Below are 13,808 nucleotides of genomic sequence, written 5' to 3' on the forward strand. Positions count from 1 at the left end.
GTGAACAAGCACTTAATTATTTTACTTTTTTTAAGCCTGTGGGCGGGTCAGACTCAGGCAGCGGCCCCTGCCGGAAGAAACACCAGCGTCGATATCAGCTTCGATCGCATGGCCCCCCCCGCGCGCTTTGATATCTGGGTTCATGAACCGAGCGGCTATGATGTCGCCGATCCGCAAAAGTGGGGACGTAATACTCTGACGTGTCTGTCCCGTACCGACTCCGCAGTTGGCGCCTGCATGACCGCCCCGGCCTGGTTCACGGCGAACCCGGGGACACCTTATGCCATCAATTTACGTTTTACGCATGCCCTTACCAGCAAAACGGTGGATCTTAAGGTCTATGGCGACCACTACATGTTTTTCAATAATAAAGTCTTTACCTATCCCAGTTTTATCACGGGAGGGACAGAGATTGTTGCAAACTGGACCAGAGAACCCTACTTCGATTTCTATATCGTGAAAAGCGAACTGGAAAAGCTCGCTCTGCCGGGTATCTGGACCGCAACGCTGAGGCAGAACCTGCGTCAATGGGATAGTGGCAACTGCGGCGGGAACTTCGCTGACCCCAATACCGGATGTCCAGGCTATCGCGCCATTGCTAGCTGGCAGGCCACGATGCGCATTGAGGTTGTCGATCCGGGTAATCAGCAGATTTATCTGCCGGCATTTCCGCACTCAACGCCTATCGTTAACCTCAACCTGACCAACTTCCCGGGGCGGCCGGGTGGCAGTGAAATCCAGGGTGAAAACACGCTGGATATGTGCCTGTACGACGGCAAAAACAGTACCAGCACCCGCACTTATCTTCGGTTTGAGGACGACGGACTCCCCTCAACGGACCGTGCTGAAGAGGCATTTTCAATCCGGCGACGCGGCGGAAGTCAGACCGATGCGCGGGATCGTCTCGACTATCAGGTTTTCGTCACTAATCCCGTCACGGGCGCAACCGAAACCGTCGCCAACGGTAAAACCCTAGTCTGGCAAGGCACCAACGATCCGCAGCATCTGCGTCAGGTCGTCCTGCCCGGCGGACGTGAGAGCGTACTGTGCGTACCTGCCCCTATTGTTCTGAAAACCCCAGCGTTTGCAGCCAGCAGTAAAAACGCCGGGGATTACACCGGCACGCTACGCATCATCTACACACCCAGTACGTTATAAAGAGGCCGCCGTGAATTACGTCATTCTTGATAATAATCGTTTTTATGCCGAAGGGTTGCGCTACGCCCTTCTGCGCCGTAACGCTCACACTCAAGTTGAGAGTGGCGCGTTACAGTGGCACCGTTCGCTGTTGGCCTGCGACACCCTCGTTGTGCGTTGCCGCTTTTCCGTCGCGAGGACGCATCTGGCGCTGGTCGACATTCTGCTTCAACTGGAGGCCAGGCGCTGGGAGGGAACGGTTTATCTGGTGTGCAATGAAAAAGGCTGGGCACTGGCCACGCATTTACGAAAGCGTTTTGCCACGCTGACCTTACATATCATTGATGACAGAATTGCCGTCGTGGATGCGGCGTATCTGCTTGCTAAAGAGCCCCGTCGGGTACGCAGTCTGAATTGCTGCCTGACTGGCATGGAGTTCAATGTTCTCGACAGGCTGGTTAACGGTCAATCGGTAAAACATGTTGCGCAAATGACGCAGATTAGCGAAAAACAGGTTTCGACGTATAAATGCAACGCGCTGAAGAAGCTTAATGCCAACAATCTGCTACAGCTACTTCTGTAGGTCGAGGTTTCTCACGCCGCCCCTTATTTGCTAAACTAAGGGCGGTTTTTACTTTATCGACAGAGCACTATGTTCATTTTTGCAGGCCATGAAATTGAGACCGATAGCGAAGGCTATCTGAAAGACACTACGCAATGGAGCGAGCCGCTGGCGGAGAAAATCGCCGAAAACGAAGGTATCGTTCTCTCCCCCGAACACTGGGAAGTGGTGCGTTTCGTTCGCGAGTTTTATCTGGAGTTTAATACCTCCCCCGCTATCCGCATGCTGGTAAAAGCGATGGCCAACAAGTTTGGCGAAGAAAAAGGCAACAGCCGTTATCTCTATCGCCTGTTTCCGAAAGGCCCAGCTAAGCAGGCAACTAAAATTGCCGGCCTGCCGAAACCGGTGAAATGTATTTAATAGCGGATACTAAATCCCTTTAGCTCGTCGCCAGGGCGGTGCGGTTCGCTGAGAACCCGATCAACCCTGGCGCTGCGCGGTCCCCCGGCTTTCAACCACTTCATCAGTTGTTCCACCCGCTCGCTTTCGCCACAGGCGACAACTTCTACGCTGCCGTCATCCATATTCTTCGCATAGCCGGTCAACCCCAGCCGTTGCGCTTCATGCTGGGTGGTGTAGCGAAATCCTACCCCCTGAACCCGGCCATAGACCCAGGCGATGATGCAGACTTTCGACATTGCGGTTCTCCTTATCAACATAAATGAAAGAACAGGTACCGATGGACAGATGACCGGCAATCTCCTGATCTGTCCATAGATTAGCAGGGGATAACAGAATAAGTTGTCGCACCTGTTCAGTGAGATTAAACCGTCGCTCGATAAGCAGAGGCCCCGCCATACCATCATGCAGTAGCGCCAGACGCTGATGATTGACCTCATCATCTGTGCTACTCTACGCGCCATTTTATTTTAATGGTTTCAGGTTGGTACTTTCATCCAACCCGCGTCACTGTTTGTGAGAGGTTGCTCCGCATGACTGAATCTACAATTCCACATTATCCTCGTTTAGTGTTAGCCAAGGGGCGCGAAAAATCATTACTTCGCCGCCATCCATGGGTATTTTCCGGTGCTGTCGCACGTATGGAAGGTAAAGCCAACCTCGGTGAAACCGTTGATATTGTTGACCACCAGGGGAAATGGTTAGCGCGCGGTGCGTTTTCTCCGGCGTCGCAGATCCGTGCGCGCGTCTGGAGCTTCGATAAGTCTGAATCCATCGACATCGATTTCTTTACCCGTCGTCTGCAGAAGGCGCAGACATGGCGTGACTGGCTGGCGAAAAAGGACGGTCTGGACAGCTACCGTCTGATCGCCGGAGAATCCGACGGCCTGCCAGGTGTCACTATTGACCGCTTCGGCAACTTCCTGGTATTGCAGTTGCTCAGCGCGGGGGCTGAATACCAACGCGCCGCGCTGATTAGTGCTCTGCAAATTGTTTTCCCGGACTGCGCTATTTATGACCGTAGCGATGTGGCCGTGCGTAAAAAAGAAGGTATGGAGCTGACTCAAGGGCCCGTCACGGGCGAACTGCCGCCTGCTCTGCTGCCTATCGAAGAACACGGGATGAAGCTGCTGGTTGATATTCAGCACGGTCACAAAACCGGCTATTACCTCGATCAACGCGATAGCCGCCTGGCTACGCGTCGTTATGTGGAAAACCAGCGTGTCCTGAACTGTTTCTCCTATACCGGCGGCTTTGCGGTCTCAGCATTAATGGGCGGATGCCGTCAGGTGGTCAGCGTCGACACCTCTCAGGAAGCACTCGATATTGCCCGCCAGAACGTGGAACTGAACAAGCTGGATCTGAGTAAAGCCGAGTTCGTGCGAGATGATGTGTTCAAACTGCTGCGCGCCTATCGCGATCGCGGTGAGAAATTTGATGTCATCGTGATGGATCCGCCGAAATTTGTCGAAAACAAAAGCCAGTTGATGGGCGCCTGCCGCGGTTATAAGGACATCAATATGCTGGCTATTCAGTTGCTGAACCCAGGCGGCGTACTGCTAACATTTTCCTGCTCCGGGCTGATGACGACCGATTTATTTCAGAAAATCATCGCTGATGCCGCAATAGATGCTGGTCGTGATGTACAATTTATAGAGCAGTTCCGTCAGGCCGCCGATCATCCGGTGATCGCTACCTACCCGGAAGGGCTGTATCTGAAAGGGTTTGCCTGTCGCATCATGTAACTTGAAAAGTGGAATATTACCCTTACATAGAGGGTATCTATTTCCCGGGAGGTGACTATGATTGCCAGCAAATTCGGTATCGGCCAGCAGGTCCGCCATTCCCTGTTAGGTTACCTCGGAGTGGTCGTGGATATCGACCCGGAATATTCGCTTGATGAGCCGTCAGCCGATGAGTTGGCGGTTAACAGCGAACTTCGCGCCGCTCCCTGGTATCACGTGGTGATGGAAGACGATAATGGTCTGCCAGTGCATACGTATCTGGCCGAAGCGCAACTGAGTAGCGAGCTACAGGAAGAACATCCGGAGCAACCGTCAATGGATGAACTGGCGCGCACAATCCGTAAACAGCTTCAGGCTCCGCGCCTGCGTAATTGATACTAACACAGGCCCGATGGCGCTTCGCTTATCGGGCCTGTGCGTTTCATCCGGCGACAGTCAAACTTTACTTCGCCAGTCCCAGTCGCGGGATCTCAATCGCCGGGCAACGATCCATCACCACCGTCAGCCCCGCATCACGCGCCAGCACGGCCGCCTGCTCGTTAATTACGCCAAGCTGCATCCATAGCGTCTTCGCGCCAATGGCGATAGCCTCCTGAGCGACGCCCCACGCCGCTTCAGAATTACGGAAGACATCGACCATATCCACTTTCTCTGGCACATCCGCCAGCGTTGCATAGCCCTGCTGCCCCAGCAGCATTTTCCCGGCAACCTTCGGTGAAACGGGAATAACGTGATAGCCCTGATCGAGTAAATACTTCATCACGCGATAGCTTGGGCGATCGGGTTTATCGCTTGCGCCAACCAGTGCAATCGTACGGGTAGATGTCAAAATGCCAGCAATATCGGTCTCTTTCATCGTTTTCCTCCAGGCTGTTTAACAAAGTGTACGACAAACCTGCCCCCGCAACCATTCATCCCATACTGGCGTATGAGAGCTAAACTCAAAAATATGTCTATATGTTAGTAAACGTGATTATCGAAAAATTTAGATACATGTTTGCAGCTATTTTCTGGACAGGAGAAACCTATGAAAGCCGGCATTGTGACAGCCTTAATTGCCCTGTGTTTGCCGGTAACCGTTTTTGCTACCTCATTACGCCTGTCTAATGATATTGACCTTTTGGTGCTGGACGGAAAAAAAGTCTCCAGCTCATTACTGCGTGGCGCCGACAGTATCGAGCTGGAAAATGGTCGCCACCAGCTCGTATTTCGCGTAGAAAAAACCATTCGCTTGTCCAGCCACGAAGAACGTCTGTATATTTCGCCTCCGCTGGTCATCAGCTTTGATACGCAACTCGTCAGCCAGGTTAATTTCCACCTCCCGCGTCTGAACAATGAGCGGGATACAGCGCATTTTGATGACGTTCCACGTGTGGAATTGCTGGATGGGGACTCCATGCCTATCCCCGTCAAGCTGGATATTCTGTCAATCACATCCACAGCGAAAATCGTGAATTATGAAATGGAAACTGAACGCTATAACAAAGCGGCTAAACATGCGTCATTACCGCAGTTTGCTACGATGATGGCCGATGACAGCTCGCTGCTTTCCGGGGTATCTGAACTGGATCGCGTGCCGCCTCAGTCGCAAACGCTGACCGAACAGCGCTTAAAATATTGGTACCAGCAGGCCGACGCACAAACGCGAAGTAACTTTTTGCAATGGGCTCAGAAACAGCCTCCTTCATGACATTTATGTTCGCATACGCATTTTTTTTGTCTTTCTCTTGCAGCGTCAAGAGCTTCCAGTACTCTGTAACCAGGTTAACTTGGGAGCTGTACTATGGAATTAACAACTCGCACATTGCCAGCGCGTAAACATATTGCGCTGGTTGCACACGATCACTGTAAAAAGATGTTGATGAGCTGGGTGGAACGCCACCAGCCGTTGCTGGAAAAGCACGTTCTGTACGCCACAGGCACGACGGGAAACTTAATCCAACGCGCAACGGGAATGGACGTCAACGCCATGCTGAGCGGTCCGATGGGGGGTGACCAGCAGGTGGGTGCGCTGATTTCAGAAGGGAAAATTGATGTGCTGATTTTCTTCTGGGACCCGCTGAACGCCGTACCTCACGATCCTGATGTCAAAGCGCTACTGCGCCTGGCGACGGTATGGAACATTCCGGTTGCCACCAACGTGTCGACCGCCGATTTTATTATCCAGTCGCCAAACTTCAACGATGCAACGGACATCTTGATCCCAGATTACGCCCGCTATCTGGCAGAGCGCCTCAAATAAACGCCGGGCAGGCGGCAATTGCCGCCTGCTATTCAGGGTTTTCTTGCTACCGGAACATCCAGTTGTTTAAGCTCATCCACAAAGCACGACGGTGTTTCTTTATTAAACAGCAGCCATACCCGATGCCGTGCCCGCGTTAGCGCCACATACAGCAAGCGTCTCTCTTCAGCATCCGGGAAATCCTCCACCGCCGGAAGCAACGCCTCTTCCATAATCGACTCGCGGGCCGGGGCGGGAAAACCGTCATTCCCATCATGAAGCCCCACAACAATAACGTAATCTGCCTGCTGTCCCTTACTGGCATGGATAGTCATGAAATCCAGCTGTAGCTTAGGCCAACGGGTAGCTGCTTTCTCCAGACTGGCAGGTTTCAGGTGATGGTATCGCGCCAGCACCAGAATTCTCTCTTCTGCCTTCACAAATCCCGACAGCTTATCCAGTAGCAGATCCAGCTGGCTTTCATCGAGCAACGTGACGGCTTTTTTATCGCCTGCTATCAGACTGTTGAGCGGTTTCGTAAGCTGATGAGGGTTTTGCTGGATAAACTGGTTTGCGACTTCACCAATGCGGCTATTAAAACGGTAAGTCGTATCCAGATTACAACGGTCGCCCTCGCCGAAGTTTTGCTGGAATGCGGTGGTCAACGAAAGCTGTGCTCCGCTGAACCGGTAAATTGCCTGCCAGTCATCCCCTACGGCGAACAGCGTAGTCTGTGAGTTTTGCTTGCGCAGTGCGGCTAACAGGGCGGCACGCTGAGGAGAAATGTCCTGAAATTCGTCGACCAGAATGTGTTTCCACGGACTGATAAACCGGCCTTTTTCCAGAATGACAATGGCCTGATGAATCAGCCCGGAAAAATCGACGGCATTCTCATCCTTCAGGGCGCCCTTCCAGGCCTTGAGCAGGGGAGACATCAGCTTAATGCGTTTACTGAACAGATCGCGAATCTCCTCCGGAGCATTGGCGATCATCTCCGCCTGCGCTCCGCCATGCATACGCATCAGGCTAACCCAACGATCCAGCCGGGAAGCCAGCCGGCGCTGTAATTTTTCGTCATCCCAGAAGTTACCTTCGGGTACAGACCACTGCATCTCTTCTTCTAACCATTGCCGCCAGCCTTTGGCTTGTGCTTTTTTCTCACTGCACTGCTGACGCCAGGTCGTGATAAAAAGTTTGCTACGCGCGGCAACATCATTTTCCAGCTTGCTAACCGTCGGGACTTTTTTGCTCCCCTGAGAAATAATGTGCAACGCCAGTGAATGAAACGTCCTCGCGGTGATCTCTTCCGTATGCAGACGTTCACGGATGCGATCGTCCATCTCCTGGGCCGCTTTGCGTCCAAACGCCAGCAGCAGGATTTGTTCGGCCGCCGCTTCCCCTCGCGCAAGGAGCCAGCCCGCACGGGCGACCAATACGGATGTTTTGCCGCTTCCGGCCCCCGCAAGAACCAGTAATGATTGTTCGCCGTTCACCACCGCCCGCGCCTGGGCCGGATTCAGCGGCGAGGACTCAATTTGCTGGAAAAAATCGGCATGTTCTTCCAGCATGGCATCGGTATACGCCTGGTTGTGCTGCAAGCGACAAGCTTCAATGTCCTTCAACCATGCCTGGCATTGACGTAACGCCTCACGGCAATTTTCAAATTCTTCCAGCCGGTTGATCGGGAGCGGCAATGCGGCAAAGGCGCGGCGGATCTGCTGCTGTAGCCCTGACGTCTGTTCGCGCGTCAGCCATTTATTCTCACTGGTACGGGTGGCGATCGCCTCCAACTGCTGCTGTAAAACTCCCGCAGCGACGTCGCTCATTTCCTGACTCCACTGCTGCCAGAGCGAATTCAAATGGTGATGGAAGCGCTGGGTTTCAGCCCATTCAGTGCCGTGAAGACGAACCACCTTATCATCCGGGAGCACAAACTCCAGCTCACCCCATACCAGGCCGCGTTTACAATGAATAGCCAGTAACTGATTGAAGGGAATAAGATACTCGTGACGATCGCCGGAAACCTTAATCCCGGCATTGAGAATAACGGCCCGATCGTAAGGGTGTTGTGCCAGACGTTTTCCAAGAGAAGTTGCTTTCAGTTCCATAAGACTCAAGCGGATCCACACGAAGAGGTTTGCTTATCAGTGTAACCGCCAGAGAAAACGTGCTCCAGCCCAAAAAAACGTTACAATTGCCGAATTCACAGAAAACCAGAGTTAACCGAGGGTTTATGCGTACTGTTCTGAATATTTTAAATTTTGTGCTCGGGGGATTCGCCACCACCTTAGCCTGGTTACTGGCTACGCTGGTCAGTATTGTGCTGATTTTTACTCTCCCCCTGACCCGCTCATGCTGGGAAATAACCCGACTCTCGCTGTTTCCCTACGGTAACGAAGCGATTCATGTCGATGAGCTTAATCCAGCGGGCAAAAACGTCCTGTTGAATACCGGAGGCACCGTGCTCAATATTTTCTGGCTGATTTTCTTCGGCTGGTGGTTGTGCCTGATGCACATTGTCTCCGGTATTGCCCAGTGCATTACGATTATTGGTATCCCCGTTGGCATTGCGAATTTCAAAATCGCGGCGATTGCACTGTGGCCGGTGGGTCGCCGGGTAGTGTCAGTTGAAGTTGCTCGCGCAGCGCGTGAAACCAACGCGCGTCGTCGCTTCGAATAATCAGGACCGATGGCCTTTATGTTAAGTCCTCTGCTCAAACGCTATACCTGGAACAGCACCTGGCTGTACTACGTGCGGATTTTTATCGCGCTTTGCGGCACAACAGCGCTGCCCTGGTGGCTGGGTGACGTTAAGCTGACCATCCCGCTCACGCTGGGTATGGTCGCAGCCGCGCTTACCGACCTGGACGATCGTCTTGCAGGCCGCCTGCGCAATTTGATCATCACGCTGGTGTGCTTTTTCATTGCCTCGGCCTCGGTCGAACTGCTCTTCCCATGGCCATGGCTGTTTGCCCTTGGGTTAACGCTTTCCACCAGCGGCTTTATACTGCTGGGGGGATTAGGGCAGCGCTATGCAACCATCGCCTTTGGCGCGTTGCTGATCGCCATTTACACGATGCTCGGCACCTCGCTTTACGATCAGTGGTATCAGCAGCCAATCCTGCTGCTCGCGGGCGCCATTTGGTACAACCTGTTAACCCTGACCGGACATCTTCTGTTCCCTATTCGCCCGTTGCAGGACAATCTGGCGCGTAGCTATGAACAGTTAGCGCACTATCTGGAACTGAAATCGCGTCTTTTTGATCCCGACATAGAAGATGAAAGCCAGGCGCCGTTGTATGATCTAGCTCTTGCGAATGGGCAACTGATGGCGACCCTAAACCAGACAAAGGTGTCGCTGCTGACCCGCCTGCGCGGCGACCGCGGACAGCGAGGAACACGTCGCACGCTACATTACTATTTTGTGGCGCAGGATATTCACGAACGCGCAAGCTCCTCGCATATTCAGTACCAAACGCTGCGCGACCATTTCCGCCACAGCGACGTGATGTTCCGCTTCCAGCGCCTGATGTCGATGCAGGGGCAAGCGTGTTCGCAACTGTCTCGCTGTATTTTATTACGCACGCCTTATCAGCACGATCCGCACTTTGAGCGCGTCTTCACCCATATTGATGCTGCACTTGAGCGCATGCGCGCGAGTGGTGAGCCTGCCGACCTGCTCAACACGTTGGGATTTTTGCTGTCAAACCTGCGGGCCATTGATGCCCAGTTGGCTACCATTGAGTCCGAACAGGCTCAGGTACTTTCGCGCAATGAGTCTGAAAATCAGCTTGCCGATGACAGCCCGCATGGGTTCAGTGATATCTGGTTGCGTCTGAGCCGTAATTTCACGCCTGAGTCCGCCCTGTTTCGTCATGCTGTTCGCATGTCGCTGGTGCTATGCGTCGGCTATGCCATTATCCAGATAACCGGAATGAACCACGGGTACTGGATCCTGTTGACCAGTCTGTTTGTCTGCCAGCCAAACTACAACGCCACCCGACATCGTCTGGCACTAAGGATTATCGGCACATTAGTCGGGATCGCCATTGGGTTACCGATCCTGTGGTTTGTACCTTCTCTCGAAGGGCAATTGATCCTTCTGGTGATCACCGGCGTGTTGTTCTTTGCCTTTCGTAACGTCCAGTACGCGCATGCCACCATGTTTATCACGCTGCTGGTGCTGCTGTGCTTTAACCTGCTCGGTGAAGGTTTTGAAGTTGCACTTCCGCGCGTCATCGATACGTTGATCGGCTGTGCCATCGCCTGGGCTGCTGTCAGCTTTATCTGGCCAGACTGGCGTTTTCGGAATCTGCCGCGAGTGATTGAACGGGCCACTGACGCTAACTGTCGTTATCTTGATGCTATTCTCGAACAATATCATCAGGGGCGTGATAATCGTCTGGCATACCGTATCGCCCGCCGTGACGCGCACAATCGTGATGCGGAACTTGCTTCGGTGGTGTCGAACATGTCGAGTGAACCGGATGTCACGGCCCAAACACGCGAAACGGCGTTCCGCTTGCTGTGTCTTAACCATACGTTTACCAGCTATATTTCCGCCCTCGGCGCACATCGCGAGCAGTTAACCAATCCTGACGTCCTGGCATTGCTGGATGATGCCGTCTGCTATGTAGATGATGCGCTTCACCATCAACCTGCTGATGAGCAGCGCGTATACCAGGCGCTGGAAGATCTGAAGCAGCGAATTCAGCATCTCGAGCCACGTCCGGACAGTAAAGAGCCGCTGGTCGTACAGCAAGTTGGGTTACTGATTGCCCTGCTCCCGGAGATTCGGCGATTACAGCAACAAATTGCTGTGCTGCCATCTAATACCCCGGTTCCGGCGTAAGAGAACTCACCCACTCCACCAGCTCCTGGCGACGCGTCGCCGGGAGAGCGGCTTCATGCACCCCGTCAACCGCCCCTTCAAGGGCATAGAGTATTTTTACCGTTAAGGCAGGGTTATTTTGCCGAAGTTTCAACCAGCACATCTGAGCTCCCAGCGATCGCAATGTCCCCTCATCCGTAATTCCTGCTTCATTTAGCAAGGTCTCGAGATGAAACGTCATATTCGGTAATTCCCGCAGGCGATGTTGTGCAAAGCGACTCTGTTTTTCCTTAACGGCTGCATCGAGTGAAAATTGTGATAGCGACACTAACTGCTGCTGGTTCTGCCACAGGGTATCGTTCACCTGGTAATAATTGAGTACAACCGGACGCCCGCGCTTGATAAATGTTAGCCAGACAGGAGAATTTTTTACACAGTACTGGGCGCTCTGCTCACAGGCGCGAAGATATAACTCACCGCTGGCAACCATGGCAAAGACCGTATCACCAACCGTCAGACTATAGCTGCCAAACAGTGAGCGGTAGTGAATTGTTCCCAGAGAAGCCAGATATTCTTGTGATTTATAGATTCTTGCATAAGATTTTTCTTTCATAAAAATCCTTTTAAATCATAACGTAAGCAAATAATTTGCAGTAGCAGATCCGTTAATGACGAAAATAGGCAACTTATGCGTATGGGGCAAGATGAATTTTATTTTTCCCGTGATGATGACTAAAAATTGCGAACCTGTTTCCGAAAATAAGGTTGATCTTTATTGATGGCAGGGTTACTGTATATCCATACAGTAACTCACAGGGCTGGATTGATTATGTACACTTTAGGTTATGCAAATCGTTCTTCGTCGTTCTCTTCCGCATCGAGCAGCATTGCGCGCGTTTCAGCAGAGAACGCTACCGCTGGGCTTATTAGTGAAGTGGTCTATCGCGAGGACCAGCCCATGATGACGCAGCTCCTGCTGCTTCCCCTGCTGCAACAGTTAGGGCAACAATCACGCTGGCAGCTGTGGCTGACGCCTCAGCAAAAATTAAGCCGTGAGTGGGTGCAGTCGGCAGGGCTTCCATTGACCAAAGTCATGCAAATCAGTCAGCTCTCCCCCTGCAATACGCTGGAATCGATGGTTCGTGCGCTGCGCACAGGTAACTACAGCGTCGTCATCGGCTGGTTGACGGAAGAATTAACCGAAGATGAACATGCCGAGCTGGTAAAAGCGGCAGATGAAGGTAATGCGATGGGATTTATCATGCGTCCTGTTCGCGCTCAGACACTTGCGGGGAGACAGCATTCCGGGCTAAAAATTCACTCGAATTTGTATCATTGAGTAAAATTAGGAATTATCCTGGAATTTTTTTTCATGTTTTAATTTGCCATTGAGCTGTAACGCGTTTTCCGGCTGAAGGCCTGTCTGAAGCGGTTTTCAGGAAATCCTCAGTACATTTATTCATCTATAAATGTTAAATAATGTGTACACAAGCCTTTTTTTTTCATATGCCTGACGGACTTCACACTTGTAAGTTTTCAACTACGTTGTAGACTTTACATCGCCAGGGGTGCTCGGCATAAGCCGCAGATATCGGTAGAGTAACTATTGAACTGGTCCCCGGGTGAAGGATTTAACCGTGTTATCTCTCTTCGGAGATATTCATGGCGAATTTTGGATGATAACGAGGCGCAAAAAATGAAAAAGACAGCTATCGCAATTGCAGTGGCACTGGCTGGTTTCGCTACCGTGGCGCAGGCCGCTCCGAAAGATAACACCTGGTACACTGGTGCTAAACTGGGCTGGTCTCAGTACCATGATATTGGCAACAACCAGATCAACAACTCCGGTCCTACCCACGAAAGCCAACTGGGTGCTGGTGCATTCGGTGGTTACCAGGTTAACCCGTACGTTGGTTTCGAAATGGGTTACGACTGGTTAGGTCGTATGCCGTACAAAGGCGCCACCGATGCTACCCACAATAATGGCGCTTTCAAAGCTCAGGGCGTTCAGCTGACCGCTAAACTGGGTTACCCAATCACTGACGATCTGGACGTTTATACCCGTCTGGGTGGTATGGTTTGGCGTGCAGACGCTAAAAACAACGAAGGCTTCAAAGACCACGACACTGGTGTTTCCCCAGTATTCGCAGGTGGCGTAGAGTATGCAATTACTCCTGAAATCGCTACCCGTCTGGAATACCAGTGGACCAACAACATCGGTGACGCGAACACCGTTGGCGGTCGTCCGGATAACGGTCTGTTGAGCGTTGGTGTTTCCTACCGTTTCGGTCAGCAGGAAGAAGCAGCTCCAGTAGTTGTTGCTCCGGCTCCGGCTCCAGAAGTACAGACCAAACACTTCACTCTGAAGTCTGACGTTCTGTTCAACTTCAACAAAGCAACTCTGAAACCAGAAGGCCAGCAGGCTCTGGATCAGATGTACAGCCAGCTGAGCAACCTGGATCCGAAAGACGGTTCCGTAGTGGTTCTGGGCTTCACTGACCGCATCGGTTCTGACGCTTACAACCAGGGTCTGTCCGAGAAACGTGCTCAGTCCGTTGTTGATTACCTGATCTCTAAAGGTATTCCTTCTGACAAAATCTCTGCACGTGGCATGGGCGAATCCAACCCGGTTACTGGCAACACCTGTGACAACGTGAAAGCTCGCGCTGCACTGATCGACTGCCTGGCTCCGGATCGTCGTGTTGAGATCGAAGTTAAAGGTATCAAAGACGTTGTAACTCAGCCTCAGGCTTAAGTTATCGTCTTATGAAAAAACCCCGCTTTGCGGGGTTTTTTTTTCACTTTTTATCAATCAAAGCACGCCTGTACACAACACATTTAGCCATTCTGTGG

Annotated in this window: 15 protein-coding genes and 1 pseudogene; 11 read left to right on the top strand and 5 right to left on the bottom strand. The window is 52.2% G+C overall.

All coding sequences use genetic code 11. The annotated features are described in order from the left end of the window. The 3 genes from HV350_RS15575 to tusE all read left to right on the top strand — a co-directional run bounded on the left by HV350_RS15575 (position 1) and on the right by tusE (position 2,119). Positions 1–1,158 (top strand): CfaE/CblD family pilus tip adhesin, encoded by a 1,158-nt coding sequence (locus tag HV350_RS15575; RefSeq protein ID WP_153690547.1) that lies wholly within the window; start codon positions 1–3, stop codon positions 1,156–1,158. 10 nt (positions 1,159–1,168) lie between these two features. Beyond that, entirely contained in the window at positions 1,169–1,720 is a 552-nt protein-coding gene (locus HV350_RS15580) for a LuxR C-terminal-related transcriptional regulator (RefSeq protein WP_016156140.1), read from the top strand. A gap of 69 nt (positions 1,721–1,789) precedes the next feature. Beyond that, positions 1,790–2,119 (top strand): sulfurtransferase TusE, encoded by a 330-nt coding sequence (gene tusE / locus HV350_RS15585; protein WP_016152493.1) that lies wholly within the window; start codon positions 1,790–1,792, stop codon positions 2,117–2,119. On the opposite strand, the gene yccX is transcribed toward tusE, so the two are convergent. Both yccX and HV350_RS26690 read right to left on the bottom strand, forming a co-directional pair. Continuing rightward, complete coding sequence (gene yccX, locus HV350_RS15590; RefSeq protein ID WP_016152492.1) at positions 2,116–2,397, bottom strand: acylphosphatase; 282 nt, start codon at positions 2,395–2,397, stop codon at positions 2,116–2,118. The genes tusE and yccX overlap by 4 nt on opposite strands. After that, positions 2,396–2,578: pseudogene (locus tag HV350_RS26690) on the bottom strand (hypothetical protein); the annotation flags it as partial. The gene yccX and the pseudogene HV350_RS26690, both read right to left, overlap by 2 nt. 113 nt (positions 2,579–2,691) lie before the next feature. Between HV350_RS26690 and rlmI the strand changes: the two are divergent. Together rlmI and hspQ are read left to right on the top strand one after the other, a co-directional pair. Beyond that, the gene (rlmI, locus tag HV350_RS15595) at positions 2,692–3,903 is read left to right on the top strand and encodes a 23S rRNA (cytosine(1962)-C(5))-methyltransferase RlmI (RefSeq protein ID WP_181628866.1); all 1,212 of its coding nucleotides are present in this window, start codon (positions 2,692–2,694) and stop codon (positions 3,901–3,903) included. 57 nt (positions 3,904–3,960) lie between these two features. Then, complete coding sequence (gene hspQ / locus HV350_RS15600; protein WP_016152490.1) at positions 3,961–4,278, top strand: heat shock protein HspQ; 318 nt, start codon at positions 3,961–3,963, stop codon at positions 4,276–4,278. Between the two features lie 67 nt (positions 4,279–4,345). Here the strand turns inward: hspQ and HV350_RS15605 are convergent, their stop codons facing one another. Next, on the bottom strand, positions 4,346–4,759 hold the full coding sequence (locus tag HV350_RS15605) for a CoA-binding protein (RefSeq protein ID WP_016152489.1): 414 nt from the start codon (positions 4,757–4,759) through the stop codon (positions 4,346–4,348). Between the two features lie 171 nt (positions 4,760–4,930). Here HV350_RS15605 and HV350_RS15610 point away from each other — a divergent pair, with 171 nt between their 5' ends. Together HV350_RS15610 and mgsA are read left to right on the top strand one after the other, a co-directional pair. Further along, positions 4,931–5,593: a DUF2057 family protein gene (locus tag HV350_RS15610; RefSeq protein ID WP_019076417.1), complete on the top strand. Its 663-nt coding sequence runs from the start codon at positions 4,931–4,933 to the stop codon at positions 5,591–5,593. 93 nt (positions 5,594–5,686) lie between these two features. After that, positions 5,687–6,145, top strand: coding sequence for a methylglyoxal synthase (mgsA, locus tag HV350_RS15615; protein WP_016152487.1), 459 nt, complete (start codon positions 5,687–5,689; stop codon positions 6,143–6,145). A 32-nt stretch (positions 6,146–6,177) separates the two neighbouring features. On the opposite strand, the gene helD is transcribed toward mgsA, so the two are convergent. Then, entirely contained in the window at positions 6,178–8,232 is a 2,055-nt protein-coding gene (gene helD / locus HV350_RS15620; protein WP_181628867.1) for a DNA helicase IV, read from the bottom strand. 125 nt (positions 8,233–8,357) lie between these two features. On the opposite strand from helD, the gene HV350_RS15625 reads away from it, so the two are divergent. Beyond that, positions 8,358–8,804 (top strand): YccF domain-containing protein, encoded by a 447-nt coding sequence (locus HV350_RS15625; RefSeq protein ID WP_181628868.1) that lies wholly within the window; start codon positions 8,358–8,360, stop codon positions 8,802–8,804. 18 nt (positions 8,805–8,822) lie between these two features. Further along, positions 8,823–10,976: a YccS family putative transporter gene (gene yccS, locus HV350_RS15630; protein WP_016152484.1), complete on the top strand. Its 2,154-nt coding sequence runs from the start codon at positions 8,823–8,825 to the stop codon at positions 10,974–10,976. On the opposite strand, the gene HV350_RS15635 is transcribed toward yccS, so the two are convergent. Continuing rightward, entirely contained in the window at positions 10,954–11,568 is a 615-nt protein-coding gene (locus HV350_RS15635) for a TfoX/Sxy family DNA transformation protein (RefSeq protein ID WP_103766104.1), read from the bottom strand. The genes yccS and HV350_RS15635 overlap by 23 nt on opposite strands. A 216-nt stretch (positions 11,569–11,784) precedes the next feature. Between HV350_RS15635 and sulA the strand changes: the two genes are divergently transcribed. Together sulA and ompA are read left to right on the top strand one after the other, a co-directional pair. Further along, positions 11,785–12,294 carry an SOS-induced cell division inhibitor SulA gene (sulA, locus tag HV350_RS15640; RefSeq protein ID WP_181628870.1) on the top strand — a complete coding sequence of 170 codons (510 nt, stop codon included), beginning with the start codon at positions 11,785–11,787 and terminating at the stop codon, positions 12,292–12,294. Positions 12,295–12,651: 357 nt separating this feature from the next. Further along, positions 12,652–13,710: a porin OmpA gene (gene ompA, locus HV350_RS15645; protein ID WP_016156137.1), complete on the top strand. Its 1,059-nt coding sequence runs from the start codon at positions 12,652–12,654 to the stop codon at positions 13,708–13,710. Positions 13,711–13,808: the final 98 nt, after the last annotated feature.

This window comes from Citrobacter sp. RHBSTW-01013 (genome assembly GCF_013781985.1).
GTDB lineage: Bacteria > Pseudomonadota > Gammaproteobacteria > Enterobacterales > Enterobacteriaceae > Citrobacter > Citrobacter braakii.